The organism is Psychromonas ingrahamii 37 (genome assembly GCF_000015285.1).
Lineage (GTDB): Bacteria > Pseudomonadota > Gammaproteobacteria > Enterobacterales > Psychromonadaceae > Psychromonas > Psychromonas ingrahamii.
Map to the genome: position 1 here is coordinate 3,656,353 of NC_008709.1, position 19,584 is coordinate 3,675,936.

The 19,584-nt window shown below is 38.8% G+C and carries 19 protein-coding genes; all 19 read right to left on the bottom strand.

Annotation, left to right across the window (positions count from 1 at the left end; all coding sequences use genetic code 11):
- Positions 1-4: 4 nt before the first annotated feature.
- Entirely contained in the window at positions 5-793 is a 789-nt protein-coding gene (lpxA, locus tag PING_RS15270; protein WP_011771220.1) for an acyl-ACP--UDP-N-acetylglucosamine O-acyltransferase, read from the bottom strand.
- A complete protein-coding gene (gene fabZ / locus PING_RS15275) occupies positions 793-1,245 on the bottom strand; it encodes a 3-hydroxyacyl-ACP dehydratase FabZ (RefSeq protein WP_011771221.1) in 453 nt (150 codons plus the stop codon). Before fabZ ends, lpxA begins: the two co-directional genes overlap by 1 nt.
- Before the next feature lie 13 nt (positions 1,246-1,258).
- Positions 1,259-2,281, bottom strand: coding sequence for a UDP-3-O-(3-hydroxymyristoyl)glucosamine N-acyltransferase (gene lpxD / locus PING_RS15280; RefSeq protein ID WP_011771222.1), 1,023 nt, complete (start codon positions 2,279-2,281; stop codon positions 1,259-1,261).
- A 10-nt stretch (positions 2,282-2,291) separates the two neighbouring features.
- Positions 2,292-2,804 carry an OmpH family outer membrane protein gene (locus tag PING_RS15285; RefSeq protein WP_011771223.1) on the bottom strand — a complete coding sequence of 171 codons (513 nt, stop codon included), beginning with the start codon at positions 2,802-2,804 and terminating at the stop codon, positions 2,292-2,294.
- An 84-nt stretch (positions 2,805-2,888) separates the two neighbouring features.
- Positions 2,889-5,297, bottom strand: a complete 2,409-nt coding sequence (gene bamA / locus PING_RS15290; RefSeq protein WP_011771224.1) for an outer membrane protein assembly factor BamA — start codon at positions 5,295-5,297, stop codon at positions 2,889-2,891.
- A gap of 203 nt (positions 5,298-5,500) precedes the next feature.
- Positions 5,501-6,877, bottom strand: a complete 1,377-nt coding sequence (gene rseP / locus PING_RS15295; protein WP_011771225.1) for a sigma E protease regulator RseP — start codon at positions 6,875-6,877, stop codon at positions 5,501-5,503.
- A 131-nt stretch (positions 6,878-7,008) separates the two neighbouring features.
- A complete protein-coding gene (gene ispC / locus PING_RS15300) occupies positions 7,009-8,208 on the bottom strand; it encodes a 1-deoxy-D-xylulose-5-phosphate reductoisomerase (RefSeq protein WP_011771226.1) in 1,200 nt (399 codons plus the stop codon).
- Positions 8,209-8,211: 3 nt separating this feature from the next.
- Positions 8,212-9,063 (bottom strand): phosphatidate cytidylyltransferase, encoded by an 852-nt coding sequence (locus tag PING_RS15305; protein ID WP_011771227.1) that lies wholly within the window; start codon positions 9,061-9,063, stop codon positions 8,212-8,214.
- Positions 9,064-9,115: 52 nt separating this feature from the next.
- The gene (gene uppS / locus PING_RS15310; RefSeq protein ID WP_408635129.1) at positions 9,116-9,799 is read right to left on the bottom strand and encodes a polyprenyl diphosphate synthase; all 684 of its coding nucleotides are present in this window, start codon (positions 9,797-9,799) and stop codon (positions 9,116-9,118) included.
- A 128-nt stretch (positions 9,800-9,927) separates the two neighbouring features.
- A complete protein-coding gene (gene frr / locus PING_RS15315) occupies positions 9,928-10,485 on the bottom strand; it encodes a ribosome recycling factor (RefSeq protein ID WP_011771229.1) in 558 nt (185 codons plus the stop codon).
- Between the two features lie 32 nt (positions 10,486-10,517).
- Complete coding sequence (gene pyrH / locus PING_RS15320; RefSeq protein ID WP_011771230.1) at positions 10,518-11,267, bottom strand: UMP kinase; 750 nt, start codon at positions 11,265-11,267, stop codon at positions 10,518-10,520.
- A gap of 188 nt (positions 11,268-11,455) precedes the next feature.
- Positions 11,456-12,328: a translation elongation factor Ts gene (gene tsf, locus PING_RS15325; RefSeq protein ID WP_041767379.1), complete on the bottom strand. Its 873-nt coding sequence runs from the start codon at positions 12,326-12,328 to the stop codon at positions 11,456-11,458.
- 106 nt (positions 12,329-12,434) lie between these two features.
- A complete protein-coding gene (gene rpsB / locus PING_RS15330; RefSeq protein WP_011771232.1) occupies positions 12,435-13,169 on the bottom strand; it encodes a 30S ribosomal protein S2 in 735 nt (244 codons plus the stop codon).
- Positions 13,170-14,048: 879 nt separating this feature from the next.
- Positions 14,049-15,098: a DUF262 domain-containing protein gene (locus tag PING_RS15335; RefSeq protein WP_011771233.1), complete on the bottom strand. Its 1,050-nt coding sequence runs from the start codon at positions 15,096-15,098 to the stop codon at positions 14,049-14,051.
- Positions 15,095-16,135, bottom strand: coding sequence for a hypothetical protein (locus PING_RS15340; RefSeq protein WP_011771234.1), 1,041 nt, complete (start codon positions 16,133-16,135; stop codon positions 15,095-15,097). Before PING_RS15340 ends, PING_RS15335 begins: the two co-directional genes overlap by 4 nt.
- Before the next feature lie 825 nt (positions 16,136-16,960).
- On the bottom strand, positions 16,961-17,368 hold the full coding sequence (locus PING_RS15345; RefSeq protein ID WP_011771235.1) for a hypothetical protein: 408 nt from the start codon (positions 17,366-17,368) through the stop codon (positions 16,961-16,963).
- 4 nt (positions 17,369-17,372) lie between these two features.
- Positions 17,373-17,705 (bottom strand): hypothetical protein, encoded by a 333-nt coding sequence (locus PING_RS15350; protein ID WP_041766573.1) that lies wholly within the window; start codon positions 17,703-17,705, stop codon positions 17,373-17,375.
- Positions 17,695-18,291, bottom strand: coding sequence for a hypothetical protein (locus PING_RS15355; RefSeq protein WP_011771236.1), 597 nt, complete (start codon positions 18,289-18,291; stop codon positions 17,695-17,697). The genes PING_RS15350 and PING_RS15355 overlap by 11 nt, the downstream gene beginning before the upstream one ends.
- Positions 18,292-18,801: 510 nt before the next feature.
- Positions 18,802-19,254, bottom strand: coding sequence for a cupredoxin domain-containing protein (locus PING_RS15360; RefSeq protein ID WP_011771237.1), 453 nt, complete (start codon positions 19,252-19,254; stop codon positions 18,802-18,804).
- Positions 19,255-19,584 lie beyond the last annotated feature (330 nt).

Genomic DNA, 19,584 nt, shown 5'->3' on the forward strand with positions numbered 1-19,584 from the left:
ATGCTTAACGAACAATGCCGCGACTTTCTTCACAGATAAAATCGTATAAAACCTGTAATTCCGGACAACCTTCTAGTTTTTCTGCAATTTTAATTTTTGCCTGCTCAAGGGAATTACCTTCGCGGCAAAGTATTTTATAGGCACGTTTTATTTCCATAATCGCTTTGCTGTTAAAACCACTGCGTTTTAAACCGACCGAGTTAACACCTTGCGCTTCCACATAATTTCCCGTTGCCATAAAGTACGGAGGAATGTCTTTGTTGACGGCAGAGCAGCCGCCAATCATGGCAAACTCACCCACACGGGTAAATTGATGCAGTGCAGAAAGGCCGCCTATAATTACATTATTAGCAAGCTTAGTATGGCCGGCTAAAGTGGCATTATTTGATAAAATAATGTTATTACCTAGCACACAATCATGCGCCACATGCACATAAGCCATCAATAAATTATTATTACCAATGCGCGTCGTCCCCTGATCCTGAGCCGTTCCGCGGTGGACAGTGCAACTTTCACGAAAAACATTATTGTCGCCAATCTCCAGGAAAGTTTCTTCACCGTTATATTTCAGATCCTGGCAATCTTCTCCGATTGAAGCAAACTGGTAAATTTTATTACCTTTACCCATTTTAGTCGGACCTTTGATCACAACATGCGGTGCAATCCAGCAATTATCACCAATTTCAACGCGATCGCCAATAATTGTATAAGGTCCAATTTCTACATCCTTTCCAATGATGGCATTTTCATGCACAATCGCCGTTGGATGAATCATTGCTATTTTTTTAGTCATTAAATCTCTCTTCTTGCACACATGATCATCGCTTCACAGGCGACTTGTCCATCCACTTTTGCAACACACTCAAATTTACCCATGCCACGGCGATCCTTAAGATAGATGACTTCAAGATCTAACACATCACCTGGTATAACGGGTCTTCTAAAGCGTACTTTATCCATTGATGCCAGAAAATACAGTTCATTGACAGCAGGTTTTCCGTAGGTTGCAAAGGCAAGCACACCCGTTGCTTGCGCTAATGATTCAAGGATCATTACACCGGGATAAATGGGTGTATCAGGAAAGTGCCCTGTAAATTGGGGTTCATTAAAAGAGATGTTTTTAATACCATGCAGTCTTTTTCCGGGTACATAATCAAGCACGCGATCGACCAGTAAAAAGGGGTAACGATGCGGTAAAAGATCCATGATCTCTTTGATGTCTAGTGAATTTAATTCGTTGGTCACGATTTTTTATTCCTTAAGTATTATCTTTTAGTTGTTTTTCAAGTGCTTTCACACGCTTAAATAGATCATCAATTTTTAATGTATGAGCTGTTGTTTTACGCCATGCTTTATTTTTTTGTGCCGGCACACCGGATGAATAAATACCCGGCTCTGTAATGCTGCGCATTACCATGCTGTCACCCGTAACAACAACATTATCTACAATGGTTATATGGCCATTGATTGCAACACATCCGCCTACAATACAGTTTGAGCCTATCTTAGTACTGCCCGCAACATTTGACCCCCCTGCTATAGCAGTATGTGCACCAATGGAAACGTTATGGGCAATTTGACATTGATTGTCAATTTTGACCCCATTGGCAATAAGTGTATCCGATAGCCCACCACGATCAATTGTTGTTGAAGCACCAATTTCAACATCATCACCAATAATCACTTTTCCTATTTGCGGAATTTTAATCCAGGTACCCTGATATGGCGCATTGCCAAAACCATCCGACCCGATAACCGCATTAGCATGAATAATGCAACGCTTACCCAACTCCGTTTGATGGTAAAGAGTGGCATTAGGGTAGATTCTGGTGTTTTCTCCCAAGGTGCTGTACTGCCCAATAACAACATTGTCCATAATTTGACAGTTATCACCAATCACCACACCCTCTTCAATCACAACATTATGAGCAATAGTCACGTTCTGACCTATGATTGCATTTTTATGAATCTGTGCCGAGGCGGCAATAGCAGGTTGCGGATTTGGCGTGGTATCAAAAATCCTGGCTAATAATGCATAACCCACATAGGGGGTCTCCATAAACAGCGCATTACCTTGGTAGCCCTGTTTAAAAGAGTTCGGTAATACAATTGCACTCGCGTTACATTCATCTAATCTGGTTAATAAGTTTTTGTCAGAGACGAAAGTAATGTCGCCCTGCGCGGCTTTTTCAAAGGTTGCAAGTCGATATATATTGAGCTCAGCATCTCCTACCAATTGCGCGTTAAGTTGTTGTGCTAATTGCCCTAAATTGTATACCATACTTAATAACCTACTTTTTGCTGATTTCTTTAATAACACGCTCGGATATATCAAGTGCTGGTTTAGAAAAAACAATTTGCTCGCCATTAAGAATAATATCGTAATCATCTTGTGCGGCGATATCATTAATAACCTCACGCAGTACCATTAAGGCCTCTTGTTGCTCTTCGCCTTGACGACGACGATTATCCTCTTCAAATGCCTTACGTTTTAATTTGTACTCAGAGACTTTAACCTCAATCTCACGTTTCATCGCGGTCACTTTGTCTTTACCTAATAATTCAGCATCACGCTGAACTGCTTTTTCTAATTTCTTAATTTCGCTTTCTAATAGCTGCAGAGCTTGATAACGGCCCTTGAACTCATCTTCTAATTTTTTAATAATCTTGTTCCGTTGCGGAGATTCTTGCATAATTTTTGACGGGTATACCACGGCAATTTTTTGTGCTGCCTGTACCGCTGTCGTATAGGGAACGAAAATCAATGTTGCGGCTAATGTCACTGCTTTAAAAAACGTCTTCATATTTTAACTCCTTGATAATTAAATTTTTGAGAAACTCATGTCACTTGTTGCAAGTAATCTGAGTCATAATACTACAATAAGTACTTAGAAAGTTTCACCGATATTAAATGAGAAAATTTCAGTTTGATCGCCCTCATACTCGATTAAAGGCCATGCCAGTGTGAAGATTAACGGTCCCATTGGCGATACCCAAGTGATTTGAGTACCTGCTGAAACACGAATCTGACCGGGTTTTGAGTAATCGGAAAAATAATCACAATTAGATACACACCCTAGCTGGCTGTAATAATCATTATTAAACTCCGTGTCCCATGCCTCGCCCGCGTCAACAAATAAGCTTGTTCGCGCCTGCCTTGCATAAGCCTCATCTAAAAAGGGGACGGGGAAAATCACTTCGCCACTGAGGGTATATTTGGCGTTACCACCCACTGCATTATCGGTTAATGATACATTGCCATTGCTGACATACATAGCACGAGGACCTACAGTATTACTCGCGAAACCGCGCAGGGTCCGATAGCCGCCAACATAATAATTTTCAAAGAAAGGTAAAATTTGATCATTACCTTCAAGTTGTCCATAACCGTTTCCGTATCCCCCCGAGGCTCTTAATAAAGTCGTCCAATCCCCCGAATCGGTAATGCGCTGATAATGACTAATATTAAAATTAATTTTAAAATACTGTAGATCAGAACCAGGAACCGTAATTTTACTCCATAAAGAATGCTTCGTACCCTGTGTCGCTAACTGTCCTTTATCTAAATTATTTCTTGTCCAATTAGCGGAGATATCAAAGTTCTGAAATGTTGCTGAGCCGTCGGACGCTAACTGAGAGTTATAAATATCCCAAAATTGCTGTAATTGCTCATAGGACTTTAATTGTGAAATATTGTTATTCTCCCAACCAAGACTAAAACCTAAACGGTTGGTTTCATTCACCGGAAAACCGCTGTTTAAACGCACGCCATAAGTTGTGTTGGTATAATCAACAATGTTTGCATCACCTGCTTCAAATTTATCATAAAAGAGTCGACCACCGGCACTCACGCCATCTTTAGTCAGATAAGGCGTCGTATAGTTAACATTTGCACTGAGGTTATATTGGTTGGTTTTTACTTCAAAGCCAACTTTATCACCCGAACCTAAAAAGTTATTCTGCTGCACCCCAGCAGTTAAACTCATCCCGGATTCGGTACCATATCCGATACCTGCATTAAATGAACCAGAAGCCTGCTCTTCGACGTTAAGGTTTAAATCAACTAAATCATCACTCACTCTTTCTGTATTAATATTAATTTTAGAGAAAAATCCAAGGCGATTTAAGCGCGATTTTGAGGTTTCAATATTTTCGCTTGATAACCAACCCCCTTCCATTTGACGCATCTCTCGGCGTATAACCACATCTTTTGTTGTTGTATTACCAGAAATATTGATGTGGCGTACATAACCACGAGATCCCGGATCCACAGAAAAACTGATAGCAACAGTGTTTGTCGCATCGTTAACTTCAGGATAAGTCGTAATTTCCGGATAGGCATAGCCTAAGCGGCCAAAGTACTTGCGAATACTTTGTTCTGCAAAAGTAATATCGGAAGCCGCATAAGTATCACCGCGCTTAAAAGGCACCAAGGATGCAATATCATCATCATAACCGAGCAGATTGCCGATAAATTTGACATCAGAAACGCTATATATTTTCCCTTCATTAATATTAACGGTCACGTAAACGCCTTTTTTATCGGGCGTTAATGCGACCTGCGATTCATCAATAGAAAAACGAATATAACCACGGTCCAAATAATAACTTTTGATAACTTCAAGATCACCCGCCAGTTTTTGTTTTTGGTAACTATCATCAGCAAAGAAGTCCCACCAACCACCGGAATCACTTAGGGTCAGGCGTTTTAATAAATCTTGATCCGTAAAAGCATTGTTACCGACAATATTTATCTGCTCAATTTTTGCCGTGCGGCCTTCTTTAAATCTAAATTTAATCGAGACGCGATTACGTGGCAATGCCGTAACGACAGTCTCAACTTTGGCGCTGTATTTACCCACACTATGATAAAAATCTTCAAGACTTTTTTCAATTCCCGAGAGCGTCGTACGATCCAGAGATTCGCCAACTTTCAGCGCGGATGATTTAAGCGAATCAAAAATTTGTTCTTCGCTGAGCTTTTTATTTCCGGAGAGTTCTACATTACTGATTGTAGGACGTTCTTTTACTTTGAATATTAAAACGTCACCCTGTCTGAGTAACTCAATAGACTCAAAATAACTGCTGGCATAAAGCTGTTTTAACGCTTTTCCTAATGTATAATCGTCAACAGCATCACCTTCCCGAATAGGCAAACTGAGCAGAGCTGCACCTAAAGTCACTCGCTGCAGACCTTCAAACTGCAAATCAGAAACAGTAAATTTTTCTGCAAACGAAAATCCCGAAATACAACTGCCGATTATTAATGCACCAGTAAGTAAAAATTTTTTAATCATTTTATTAGCTAATCCTTTACAACACTTATAGCGTGTTTTTTATACTTACTAAGCACATCATTTTTTAAGGAAACTGCCAGCATGCGACTTAAGTAAAACCTTAAACAGCTGGAATATGTAACCAAATATCAAAGATGTGGAGTTTATAAACAAATGACCGAAGTTTCAATACCATCATTATTTAAACGATAGTTTCGGAGGTTCTATAATAAATCAAAATCATTCAGTATAGCAATTAGCATCAGCGTTATTAAAATAGCTCCACCTATTCTAAAGCCTATCTCTTGAACCTTTTCTGGCACCGCTTTACCCGTTACAACTTCGAAAAAATAGTATAATAGGTGCCCGCCATCTAATACCGGCAAAGGAATTAGGTTCATTAATCCCAAGTTGACACTAATTAAGGCTAAAAATCCCAAAAAATATTCAATACCATAATTTGCGCTCATACCGGCACCTTTAGCAATTGCCACAGGTCCGCTGAGATTTTTAACTGAAATATCACCGCTCACCAGTTTTACGATGGTATTAAAAGTTAATTTTGTAAGCAGCCCTGTTTGTTCAATGGCGCGATCCATTGCCGCTAATGGACCAAACTGCAACTTAACCCGGTATTGTTCTGGGTAAGTTTCAATGACCGGAGAAACACCAATATGCCCTTGAATAATTTCAGATTCAAGCCTTCGAGCAGCCGGTGTCAGCTTAACTATTTGTGTTATTGTGCCTCTTTCAATTTCAAGTTGCAGCGTTTGCTCAGCATTTTTTTGGATAAGCGCAACAAATTGCTGCCAATTGTTTAATTTATCACCATCAATGCTTAATAACTTATCACCTATTTGTAAACCTGCTTTGTCTGCCGCCCCGCCCTGAGTCAGTTGCCCAACCTCTAAATAGATCTCCGGCATATAGGGAATCAAGCCTAAGCTGCTGATAATTGACTCTGTTTTGGGATCAAATTGCCAATCCTGCAATGAGACAGTGAAACTTTTTGTTGGTTCGCTGGAGAGTTCAGGATTGCTCTCTTTTAGCGGCTGAACAGTAATATTAAACTGATTTTCGCCAATTTGATTAACCAAGGCTAAGTTCAATGAATCCCAATCTTCAACCGGTTGGTTATTGATAGCCATTACTTGAAAGTGCTTTACGTCTTGTAAAACACTCATAGGGCTACCTACCTGCGTTGTTTCAACGATAGGTTTAGCGCTGTTCACGCCGATCATGTACATAAAAAAGAAGGCAATAACGGCTAATATGAAATTAGCCGCAGGTCCCGCAGAAACAATTGCAATGCGCTGCCAAACGGTTTTTTTATCAAAGGCAAATGCCTCATCCTCGGCACTTAATTTGTCGATTCGGCCATCGAGCATTTTAACATAACCGCCGAGAGGGATAGCTGCAACAGCAAATTCAGTTCCCTGTTTATCAAACCATTTAAATAAAACTTTACCAAAGCCGATAGAAAAACGGTGCACTTTTACGCCACATTTTCTGGCCACCCAAAAATGTCCAAATTCATGAACAGCAACCAGAATGCTTAATGCGACTATAAAAGCACCTAAATTCCATAAACTACTCAGCATAAATAATCCCGTTTAATAATCTCACTTGCGCTTAACCTCGCCTCTGTATCAATCCCTAAAAATGATCGACTGACTTAATAACAACACCATCATGTGGTTTTAAAACGCACCAGCTAAATACAATAAACTACTCAGCATAAATAATCCCGTTTAATAATCTCACTTGCGCTTAACCTCGCCTCTGTATCAATCTCTAATAAATGCTCGACTGACTCAATAGCGGCACTTTCATGCTGGTTTAAAACACGCTCAACAAGTTGTGATATCTGGGTGAATTTGATGGTCTGATTTAAAAAAGCCTCAACCGCAATTTCATTTGCTGCATTTAGAATAGTGGTTGACTGCTGTCCTTCAAAACAAGCGTCAATGGCCAATTTCAGGCAAGGGTAACGATCAAAATCAGGCGCGGTAAAACTAAAATCAGGCGCTGCAAAAAAATCTAAAAAATCAGTTCCACTTTCGATACGCTGCTCACCCCCTAAGACGTAGGCAATCGGAATGCGCATATTAGGGTTGCCCATCTGCGCTATCACACTACCATCTTTATATTGCACCATGGAATGAATGACTGATTGAGGATGTATTATTATCTGCAGCTGCTCTTTATTGGCATTAAATAACCAGCGCGCTTCAATATACTCAAGCCCTTTATTCATCATGGTGGCCGAGTCTATTGATATTTTCTTACCCATCGACCAATTGGGATGCTTAACAGCCTGTGCCGGGGTGATCGCTGCAAATTCTGCTAAGGGCTTTTCTAAAAAGGGGCCACCAGAGCCGGTTAATAGTATTTTAGAGACACCTTCCCCGGATAAATCGCAAGCACCAATAGTATTTTGCAACTTGGGTGATAACGCTTGGTAAATAGCATTATGCTCACTATCAACGGGCCAAAGCTTTGCGCCAGACTTTTTAACCGCATCAATAAACAGTGCGCCGGACATAACCAACGCTTCTTTGTTGGCTAAAAAAACTTCTTTACCCGCATCAACCGCCGCAAGTGTTGTTTTTAACCCTGCAGCTCCAACGATAGCAGCCATCACTGAATCCACATGATCACTTGCGAGTAATTCTAATAACCGCTGCTCATCATCAAGCACATGGCATGATAAATTGTTTCTTTTGAGTAAACCGCGCAATTTTTTAGCCGATATTTCACTGCTCATTGAAACATACAATGGGGTAAACTCGCGGCACAGCGCTAGCATTTTATCAACACTGGATGAGGCTGCTAATAAGGTAATCTGATATAACTCAGGGTTACTCCGGCAAACACTGAGTGTACTATCTCCTATCGAACCCGTTGCGCCTAATATAGCTAATTTTTTCATTTTCTAACTTAACCAAAATAGATAAATAAGGGTAAAAACCGGCACAGCAGCGGTTAAACTATCTATCCTGTCTAAAATGCCACCATGGCCCGGTAATAAATTGCTGCTGTCCTTTAGACCGGCTTCTCGTTTAAATAGACTTTCACTTAAGTCACCGAGCGAGGAAACTATAATAGTGATCAAAGAGCCAATCAAAAAAATGGTCATTTGATCCGTTGGAATAGCAAAGAAGGCTGAGCCAAGCAGCGCCACAAACATGGCACTCAACAGTCCACCCAAAAAGCCCTCTATGGTTTTTCCTGGGCTCACCTTAGGCGCCAACTTGCGTTTACCAAATTTTTTCCCGCAAAAATAAGCGCCAATATCGGCGGCCCAAACAAGACAGGAAACGTACATTAATAGCTCAGCACCAAAATAAAAATCATCATCAATATTGACCGAACGTAAAACAACCATTGCCCAAAATAGGGGTACAAGGGTTAGCAAACCAAAAACAGATTTAATGAATTTACTTTTTTGCCATAGCTTTGCTGATTTTGGGTAACTAATAACCATCAGTAGAGAGAGACACCACCAAAGAGAGGCAGCTAACAGGCCATAGATAATATAACCGTTGACTTTACCAGCGCTCCAGATTTGTTCAACGGGTATTAATAGTAATGTCCCCCCAAGCACTAAACCGAAAACAAATAGAACGAAACCGGAAGGCGTTTTACTCACGAAGCCCGCCCACTCTTTACTGGATAGCAGGTAAATGGCCGCACCCAAAAGCATAAAAAACTTTAACGGAAGAAAGAATATACCAGCAATGGTAAGAGGAGCTAAAATTAAAGCAGTTATAATTCGTTGTTGCACAGAAACACCTTGATTAAATACGTTTGTACTGAGAAAACCAGCAAATTAATTATTAACTTAGTTGTGCACCGGTTTTTCCAAAGCGGCGTTCTTTACTTGAAAATACATCTAGCGCATATTGAAATTCTTGACCATCAAAATCCGGCCACAAAACATCGGTAAAATAAAATTCCGCATAAGCCAGTTGCCATAATATAAAGTTACTAATACGTTGGTCCCCCCCCGTGCGGATTAGAAGATCCACTGGCGGTAATTCTGCCAAACAGGTAACGTTATTAAGCAGCTGCTCATTGATATCTTCTACCTTAAGCTTACCTGCCGCCACTAAAGTAGCTAACTTTTTGGTTGCCTGCGTTATATCCCAGCGGCCACCATAATTTGCGGCAACATTGACCACTAAACCAGTATTAGCTTGGGTTCTATTTTCAGCTTCAATGATTTTTTTTTGTAGCCCTTCGCTAAATCCGGACAACTCACCAATCACTTTAAGTTTAATATTGTTTTTCTGTAATTTTTTGACTTCACTGCTTAATACAGTAAAAAAAAGCGCCATCAGCATATCAACTTCCTGCACCGGGCGTTGCCAATTTTCACTGCTGAAGGCGAACAAGGTTAATGCTTCAAGCTTTTGCTCGCTTGCAAAAGCAATTGCCCGACGTAAAGATTGAACGCCGTGCTTATGCCCTAATACACGATGCTTACCTTTGCTTTGTGCCCAGCGACCATTTCCGTCCATAATAATAGCGACATGCCTGGCATGTTTTAAATTTTCATTTGATGTGGTCACAATCAACCTTGATGAATTGAAAAATAGCGGAACATTAGTTAGCATATCCAAAATAGGGATACGCTAACACTAGATAGTTAAACTTCAAGTAGCTCAGCTTCTTTGACGACAAGCAGATCTTCAATCTGTTTAATATGATCATTAGTTGTTTTTTGCACTAGCTCTTCGCCAACACGTTGTTCATCTTCACTGATATCTTTATCTTTTTCCAGTAATTTTAAATCGTTATTTGCATCACGACGAATATTCCGGATAGCAATACGACTATTTTCAGCTTCACCACGCACAATTTTAATTAAATCACGACGACGCTCTTCTGTTAGCGGAGGCAAAGGGATACGAATCACAGTACCCGCAGACATCGGGTTTAAACCTAAACTTGAGCCCATTATCGCTTTTTCCACTGCCTTAATTAACGAGGCATCAAAAACCGTGACCGTTAATGTACGGGCATCCTCAGTAGAGACATTACCAACCTGACGAAGCGGTGTATTACTGCCGTAATACGGCACCATAATACCATCTAATAAACTTGGGTGTGCACGACCCGTGCGAATTTTTGAAAGTTGGCTTCTAAATGCTTCAACACTTTTATCCATACGGGATTGAGCATCACTTTTAACTTCATTGATCATAAAAATTTCCCTAATTTTCGGTTATAAATTGATTATTCTTTTTCTATTATTGTCTCACAATGTTTAATAGTTGTACCTTCATCTTCGCCTAACACAACACGGTTTAACGCACCGGGTTTGTTCATATTAAATACGCGTATAGGTAAACTATGATCCCGTGCTAATGTAAACGCAGCGAGATCCATTACTTTTAACTCTTTTTCCAATACTAATTGATAATCAATCTCTTTATATAATTTTGCATCAGGATTTTTAGCCGGATCGGCATCAAAAACTCCATCTACTTTTGTACCTTTTAAAACAGCATCGGCTTCAATTTCAATACCACGTAAACAAGCTGCCGAATCCGTAGTAAAAAATGGGTTACCTGTGCCAGCGGCAAAAATCACCACAGTGCCTTGTTTAAGGTATCTTATTGCCTTTGCCCAGTTGTAATCATCACAAACACCATTTAAAGGAATCGCTGACATTAAACGCGAATTAACATGCGAACGCTGCAGGGCATCGCGCATTGCAAGACCGTTCATTACCGTCGCCAGCATACCCATATGGTCACCAACAACGCGGTTCATCCCAGCTTCAGCGAGACCTGCGCCACGGAAAATATTGCCGCCACCGATAACTAACCCAACCTGCACACCTACTTCTATTAATGATTTAATTTCAAGCGCCATGCGATCCAGCACTTTAGGATCAATACCAAAGCCCTCCTCGCCGACCAAAGCCTCACCACTTAATTTTAATAAAATGCGGCGATATGCAGATTTTGGTTTTGTTTTCATGCTAGTTCCTTAATGTAGACTTAATACCGGTTAGGTTAATAAATTGTGTCGTAATTTGTTAACCTAACAGGTATAACTAATTAAATTTTAAAGACAATATTAAACCCTATTTTGAATGCAAAAGAACCGCAGACGTAGCTGCGGTTCTTCAAAGACAATAAACAAAGCGTCTTATTTAGAGAAATTGATTACTTAGCAGAAGCAGCCATTGTCGCAGCAACTTCAGCAGCAAAATCTTCAACTTTCTTATCGATGCCTTCACCCACTTCTAAACGAATAAATGAGATAACCTCAGCGCCAGCGTCTTTAAGAAGCTTAGCAACTTTGATAGAAGGATCTTTAATGAAGGGTTGACTTGTCAGGCTAACTTCACCAGAAAATTTAGCCATACGGCCAGCAACCATTTTTTCAGCAATAGCTTCAGGTTTACCACTTTCTACTGCGATTGCAAGCTGAATCTCTTTCTCTTTAGCAACAACATCAGCAGGTACATCTTCAGCTTTAACATACTGAGGAGCAGCTGCAGCAACGTGCATTGCGATATCTTTAGAAAGATCTGCATCACCACCTTTAAGCACAGAGATAACACCAATTTTGCCACTGTGTACATAAGCACCAAGGTTTTCACCTTCAACGATATGTAAACGACGAATAGAGATATTTTCACCAATTTTAGACACTAAATTAGCACGAGCAACTTCTACAGTATCACCATCGTAAGCTAATTCATTGAGAGCTTCCACGCTAGCCACTTTATTGGCTAATGCGATTTCTGCAATTTTATTTGCAAAAGCAAGAAAGCTTTTATCCATTGCTACAAAATCTGTTTCACAGTTTACTTCAGCAAGAAGGGCAACACTACCCTCAACTTTTGCTAAAATCACACCTTCAGCAGCAACTCGGCCAGCTTTTTTAGCGGCTTTAACTGCACCTGATTTACGCATGTTTTCAATTGCAAGCTCAAGGTCGCCCTCAGCTTCAACTAATGCTTTTTTACAATCCATCATACCCGCAGCAGTACGGTCACGAAGTTCTTTAACTTGCTTAGCTGTTACAGTAATAGCCATTGTCGAATTCCTATTATTTCAATTAAAAAGGGGGGGCAATAGCCCCCCAATAATCAATCATAGACTGATTAATAAGAGATATTTAGCTCAAAAAGGCTAATTATTCGCTAACTTCTTCAACAAAACCGTCTTGCTCAGCCTGTACTATAACATCTTGCTCACGACCTGCTTTAATCGTTGTAGCAGCTGCTTCTAAGTAAAGTTTGATAGCACGGATTGCATCATCATTACCAGGTACAACATAATCAATGTTGTCTGGGCATGAGTTAGTATCAACAATAGAAATAACTGGAATTCCTAGGTTATTCGCTTCTTTGATTGCAATATGTTCGTGATCTGCATCGATTACGAAGATTACATCTGGGATGCCGCCCATGTTTTTGATGCCACCAAGCGTTTTGTCAAGTTTCTCTAATTCACGCGCAAGCATTAATGCTTCTTTTTTAGTTACTTTGTCAAAAGTACCGTCTTGGCTTTGAACTTCAAGGTCTTTCAAACGTTTAATCGATTGACGAACTGTTTTCCAGTTAGTCAACATACCACCTAACCAACGGTGATCAACGTAGAATTGGTCACAGCTGATAGCTGCTTCTTTTACTGCATCTGAAGCTGCACGCTTAGTACCAACAAATAGAACTTTACCTTTCTTAGCTGCTTTCTGCTCTAAGAAATCAAGTGCACTGTTGAACATTGGAACAGTTTTTTCAAGGTTGATGATATGAACTTTGTTACGAGCGCCGAAAATGAACGGTTTCATTTTTGGATTCCAGTAACGAGTTTGGTGACCGAAGTGAACGCCTGCTTGTAGCATATCGCGCATTGATACATTTGCCATGAGAATTTCCTTTTAAGGGGTTAGGCCTCCACACATCCCATACACTCGACCGAATTTCAAATCATTTGAAATCAGGCACCCCGAGTGACGTGTCGACGTGTGTGTGTTATTTGAAGAACGTCTTTAAATTTAAGGATTCAACCAGTGAATCTGCAAACCATAAAGTACGCGCCAGTTAAGTGAGATTTGTTACAACTAAGTTATGTTACAATCTCGACGCGCTTTATACCATAGAACTAATTTTAACTCAATAAGTGTCCTGTAAAGTAATTATTAAATAGCTTGCCCATTGAATGGTTCTGCTTCTTATATTGCAGTTGAAATCGCGGCCACAGAGGTGCGGTGATCGACCCAGCCTATTCGACTTCTACTTTAATATTTTATTAACTGTATACGGACGCTTCGCGTGTTAATTCCGACGAAGCATTGGTTATTTGTAGGCCTTCGTTTGGAAGCGCTTGTTGTAACTTTTATTGTTGGTCTTCCGCCCTGACGGCGTGTTACTTGTTTTTACGCTTCGCGTGTTAATTCCGACGATGCATCGGTTATTCGTAAGCCTTCGCTTGTAAGCGTTTGGTTTAAAATTCTTTGTTGGAGTTTCGCCCTTGACGGCGACTTTACTTTTCTCTCAACAGCAAGAGCAAAGTAAGCAAAAGAGTGCCGTCCGAGACGTTTTTTTATCTTGATAAATAAATCCCTTTTTAACGCACCGGCTTGGACAGCACATCCATGTGCAGAACCAAGCCTAATGAAATCATCCCTGATTTCCTTTGCTAAAGGAATTGATTGATCAAGAAAAACGTACGGAAATTTCCGTAGCCGCGTTGGTTTGGTTTAAAAAAGATTTGGGTGTCCAATCTTTTCATCATCCAATCTTTTCTATCCAATTTTTTCCGATAAACAGTACTCTATAAGGGCATGCTTACGTTTCTTACGCTGTCCTTTACCTTTAGTGGCATTCATCATACTAGATTTATAAGTTGTTAAAGGATTGTCTTCTTTAAAGTTAGACTCCTTATAAGCAGCATAAAAAGCATGGAGCTTATCTTTTACTTTTGCAGCTTGTATTTGGTTTGAGACACAGTGATACGAAAAAGCCCACAAACCATATAAATGGCTAACACCAGAAACATTGTACTCGTTAAAGTCGATTTTCATCTCTTGGAAGAAGTTACTTACGTCTTGCATTTTTGATTCAATCTCGTCCCAATTAATATCTGTACTATTAGCATATTTTTTATAGAGTTCGTCTAGAACTTTAGGTGAAGAAGCAAGTTCTTCACCTTCAATAAGTAGAAATATAAACTCAGAAATGAGTTCAATATCTTCCATTCTATTTTTATTTGTAATTAATAGTTCTTTTTTCCAATGGATACTCTGTGCAAATTTGTAAGCTATATTGATTAGTTTTGAGTCGTAAAACTTTGCATTTCTTAACTCTTGCCCATTAAGTTTTTCACCACTCCTATTTAGTCGGTCAAATATTTTTTCAACAGCGTTGTTATCTTTTGTGTACACATATTCAACTGGAATAGGATATCCCCAAAAATCGCTCAAAATATCTTCAAATTCATCTTCCTCCAAATCGGAGATTTTTAAGCCGGCTAATTCGGGAACATGTAAAGCATCATTATCATCGTCAGCAGTAGAAAGTTGATTATCTATAAATTTAAAAATAGATGTTAACCTTTGCTTACCATCTATAACCTCAAAGGTAGTTATACCTTTTTTATCAATACTTTCACGCAAAAACACAGGAGGGACTGGGATGTTTTTTAATATACTGTCAATAAGCAATGACTGTTGCTCTGTTCCCCAAACACTCTTCCTTTGATATCTAGGTGTCATGTTAAGCTTATCAAGTGTTCTCCACTCATTTAGTGAAGATATAGTAACTGTGTTTGATTTTCTTTTTAATCGGATACTCATATTATAAATTCCTTCAATACTTCACTTGAGTCAAAGTGAATATAATTCATAAAAAGGCTATTAATTACTGATTCAAAATACTTATCCATTGAAGGGTTAATATTTACTAAGTCAATATCACTCGAAGGAGAAATTAAAATATTATCTATTTCAGCCCTATCAACATGCCAATAAGAAATACCTGAGATAATCATAAGATCATTTTTCTTAAACTCTTTTATTTTAGGCTCATAAATTTGACGTAAGCTCGCATTCCAACCAACTTTGGTTCGGTTTACATCACCAGCGGGAGGGATTAAAAATATGATAGGGTTATTTGTGCATAAATCTTCATATTTTATATCTATATCCATTGATGAACATTCAGATTTAAGATCTTGGTAGTTGATGTTAAAACTAGATAGTGGTAAATCTTTTTTATATTTAAAGCTAATGGAACCGTGAGGTTTAAAAAGTCTAAATTTGCATTTGCTACTTCCCTTGTTCATAGGAGGCAAATCAAATTCTATATTTAGTTTTGTTAATATCCTTTCGAGCCATATGTCATAGTTGTAGGTTATGATTATTACCTCTTCCACATCAATGGAATTATTTAATGTGGTAAAAAATAAAGCCCATGCCCAATTCTCAATTTCATCTGGTATAACGTCTTGCTTACCATTAAAGTAAATAAATAAATATTTTAGGTACGAAGTGAGTTCTTTGTACGCTAATAAATATTTTTGATCTTTACTAATATCATTTGCGCCTTTAAGTGCATAGACATTTACGCTCGTAACGATTTTTTCAATTAAGTGCATAGTTTCGTTTTTGTCCATATATGGGCGAGCCCCTAAATCCCAAAGATACGGTGTATACTTTTTAGACAAAAATCCAGGGTTATTGTTAGATGGCCATTTTAAATTCGCCCCATGAGAGAACAAATTAGATACATCAATATCATCCCAAATAGTTGTGGTTTTTTTTGATATTAAATTTAAAAAATCAATAGTAAAACCGTTGCCTAAGACTATACAAACTTTTTTATTTTTTGACATGAAACTCCATTTTCATCCTAAAGTAGAAGTTAACTTCAAGTGTATTAGTATCCATTCTTACTAATACACTGTTATAAATTTATTTATTGATAAAAAATTATATGATAACAGACTTATAAAACAGTTAGATAGACCCATCGCATGATTGTAAATTGATTTTTTATGTTGGAAAAATAACGCATTTGCATTTATAGAGACCTCTATAAATGCAAACCATAAAAATTAACTTATTATTTTCAACAAGTTAATGCATGATGAATGTAAAACTTGTGCATCAAGTATTCATATAATGTGCAATAAAAATGGCAAAACCCTCATATGAATTATAAGAAAACAAACTGGACACCCAAACCTTTTTATAAATAAACTAAACCAGTGCGGCTACGAAAATTTCCGTACGTTTTTCTTCCTCAATCAATTCCTTTAGCAAGTGGAAACATGGATGTTTCTGCTAAGTTCGGCTCTGCACATGGATGTGCTGTCCGGACTGGTGCGTTAAAAAGGAATTTATTTAGTAAGATAAAAAAACGTCTCGGAACGGCATTCTTTTGGTTACTTTTCTTTTGCTGTTGAAAGAAAAGTAACACGCCGTCAATGGCGGAAGACCAACAATGAAGGAAACACCAAAAGCTCACAAGCGAAGGCTTACGAATAACCAATGCTGCATCAACATTACCACGCAGTTTTCTGGGGGATTGTGAGCTGTTGTTACGGTGAAAGCAGTTGCTTACTTTAATAATAAGAAAAAACAGAGACGGCTATCGGCTAATCGTTGATGGTGGTTGGCTGAGGGCTGATACCTGATGACTTGCGGCTGTCGGCCAACTATAACACCGTCTCCAGCGTGGTATTTTCACAGTTATCTGCATCGGAGTGCAGCATAATACTGTTCAATCGAAATCCTCCCGTGGCATCTATAATAACTATAAAATCAGTATCGGATATTTTTGTACTAAAGGTTCCACTGCCCTGAATACCTTTGAAATCCCACCCGTCATTAAGCCAACCGGATCTTGCAAAAGTTAATTCACAGGGTTTATCCGGGAACGCAAAAAAAAGATTTTTGCTTATATTTATTTCGTAACATGTAGACCCCGGACTGATCCCCTTACTATAAGATGCCTCTAAAAACTCAGATCCGTCAAACTCCAGATCACAAGTATTTGCATATAGCGGATAGATTAAACCGAATAACAGTAGCACTCTAATTTTAAATTTATTGAGGTAAGGCATTGGGCTAATTACCTATCAGTGGCGGTATATCAAAATATTGTTGATTAGGGATAAATTGTCTGAGCAGCAATCTCCCATTAACTAAGATCTCATGATTACCGGGGACAGCGCGGAAATAATACATTCCGTCATATCCAGTTCGATAGGATAAGCAGCCTCCGCCCATGATGCAGAGCTCAACAAACGCACCGTTCATTGGAAAAATGCCATTGCGAGCACTAAAATCGATTCGTCCTCTAACATCGGTTGCATGAGCCGCCATCGAAGTAAGCAATAATAAAGCAGAAAGTGACAAGATAGCTTTACCTGTTAACCATTTTATAGTGTTAATGCCCATATGCCTCTCCAAAATCAAGCCAAACAGGCACAATGCCTTCCATTTTTCTAGCACCATATTTGTGGGCAATAATTTTTTTATCGTTAAGATCAAGTGTTACGCGATTTCGGGCCCCCGGCATAGAGAAATTTGCAGTAGGGAATCGTCCTTTATCGGGCACCACCCAAAACTGTAGCATACTGGCTGACGCTTCAATATTGCCCGGTTCCAGGGTCACCATAACCTGCTGCATCTCTTCATTATTAGCTTGAAGAGGTTTGCCATTAGAATCTTTTAGCCTCACAGGAACCTCAACCAACCAAGCCTGCTGGTCTTGCATTGACAGTCTCTGTATTTTTTGTAACTCCATATCGCTATGCATGTAATACGCGGCAAAAAGCACTAACGCATAGGTCGCTGTCGATCCAAAAACATTAAACTCAACCCGAATTTTTCCCAAACTGAGAAATTGCCCCTCGTATTCTCCTTTTGCTTCATTTATATTTTTTTTATTTCGAGGAGTGAGAAGAAGATAAATAATCGCTGCTGGAATTAATGGCAACAAAAGCATGGCGGATGTAATCAGCAAGGGGTAGTAGGTATCCATTAATCTTTCCTATTCGCTATCAGACTATCGCTGTAATAATTGCTTTGAAAAAGGGCTTAAAGCTTTTAGATACCACTCAATAATGTGCCCTCTTTTTCAAATCCTTGTTTATAATGTTGTCAGGTGCGACGGTATTAGTTTAATTAATTGCATAAGTCTCGACAGTTATAAGAGTAGTACAAAAAGAAGTATGAAGACAAGGATGCTGGCAAGAGGAGAATGCTAAAATTTTAAATTGAGCGCTAAAATCAGCCCCTTTTAACTTAACAAATACCTAATTAGTAGCGGCTAAAAAATTTCTGTTCAGGTTTATGATCAGCATAGGCTCTGCCATCTATTTTAATGGCGGTCAGACCATGCTGGTTTTTCAATTAATTAATGTATGTGATGATAATTGGCCTTTACAATATTATTGTGCAGATTATTGGACAATAAAAAAGGGTATTAAAGAGTAAAAAAAGTCGCGGAGTTCTAATCAACGGCAGTGGTTTACTCTCCTTTATCCTCTGTTTAATTGATATTAATCAACCCCAACATGCCAGCTTCTTTGTGCCCGGGAAGCGCGCAGACCATTTCGATATTAGCACCGGTTTGTACGGGCACAAAATACCACTCTATCGAAGCATGAGGACCGACTTCAATCTCACTGATATGACCTTTAACCTCCGCCAAAAAATCTCCTTTTTGAGTAACTAGTTCAACTTTACGGGTGAATATCTTTTCAACAAATTCAACGGATTCAAATTCATGTTTAATTGCATCCGTATTCGCCAGAACAATTTTATACGCCTGTCCGGTGACTAAATTGAACTCGTTGGGTAAAAAGTACATGCCCTTTGTATTGCTACCCATTTCTAATTTAAGGGTGATGACATTCGCGCGGCTTAAATCTCCTTCTGCCAATGAAAGGGGGGGGTATATTAGTCCTAATGCCAATGAGAATACTATTAATATAGTTTTCATCGTAACTTCCTTATCTAGTAATTAAAATTAGCGAACCGATTTACTTATTGATTAAAAAAAGAACAACCAAAGCTTTTCAGGTTAATAAATTTATTTTTAACAATTCAGTAGATAAATTATAGACTTTAAAATAAAAATATTTAATCACAAACCTTTACGACCCCCTCATAAAGGTAGCAGTCGCTTATTTTTAAGCATGTAAACCCAATTATAGCGGCAAGCTAATTATCATTTACGTTTTTCTTAATTAATCAATATCTTCAGAAAAAATAGACGGAATAATATAGTCACATTCATTTTCGATGAAATCAAAATCAATTGGAGTCCCCC

Bases quoted from the DNA above. Each gene is read 5' to 3' on its own strand.
- lpxA (WP_011771220.1), bottom strand. From the start codon at position 793: ATGACTAAAAAAATAGCAATGATTCATCCAACGGCGATTGTGCATGAA.
- lpxD (WP_011771222.1), bottom strand. From the start codon at position 2,281: ATGGTATACAATTTAGGGCAATTAGCACAACAACTTAACGCGCAATTG.
- PING_RS15285 (WP_011771223.1), bottom strand. From the start codon at position 2,804: ATGAAGACGTTTTTTAAAGCAGTGACATTAGCCGCAACATTGATTTTC.
- bamA (WP_011771224.1), bottom strand. From the start codon at position 5,297: ATGATTAAAAAATTTTTACTTACTGGTGCATTAATAATCGGCAGTTGT.
- rseP (WP_011771225.1), bottom strand. From the start codon at position 6,877: ATGCTGAGTAGTTTATGGAATTTAGGTGCTTTTATAGTCGCATTAAGC.
- ispC (WP_011771226.1), bottom strand. From the start codon at position 8,208: ATGAAAAAATTAGCTATATTAGGCGCAACGGGTTCGATAGGAGATAGT.
- uppS (WP_408635129.1), bottom strand. From the start codon at position 9,799: ATGGACGGAAATGGTCGCTGGGCACAAAGCAAAGGTAAGCATCGTGTA.
- frr (WP_011771229.1), bottom strand. From the start codon at position 10,485: ATGATCAATGAAGTTAAAAGTGATGCTCAATCCCGTATGGATAAAAGT.
- pyrH (WP_011771230.1), bottom strand. From the start codon at position 11,267: ATGAAAACAAAACCAAAATCTGCATATCGCCGCATTTTATTAAAATTA.
- rpsB (WP_011771232.1), bottom strand. From the start codon at position 13,169: ATGGCAAATGTATCAATGCGCGATATGCTACAAGCAGGCGTTCACTTC.
- PING_RS15335 (WP_011771233.1), bottom strand. From the start codon at position 15,098: ATGAGTATCCGATTAAAAAGAAAATCAAACACAGTTACTATATCTTCA.
- PING_RS15340 (WP_011771234.1), bottom strand. From the start codon at position 16,135: ATGTCAAAAAATAAAAAAGTTTGTATAGTCTTAGGCAACGGTTTTACT.
- PING_RS15345 (WP_011771235.1), bottom strand. From the start codon at position 17,368: ATGCCTTACCTCAATAAATTTAAAATTAGAGTGCTACTGTTATTCGGT.
- PING_RS15350 (WP_041766573.1), bottom strand. From the start codon at position 17,705: ATGGGCATTAACACTATAAAATGGTTAACAGGTAAAGCTATCTTGTCA.
- PING_RS15355 (WP_011771236.1), bottom strand. From the start codon at position 18,291: ATGGATACCTACTACCCCTTGCTGATTACATCCGCCATGCTTTTGTTG.
- PING_RS15360 (WP_011771237.1), bottom strand. From the start codon at position 19,254: ATGAAAACTATATTAATAGTATTCTCATTGGCATTAGGACTAATATAC.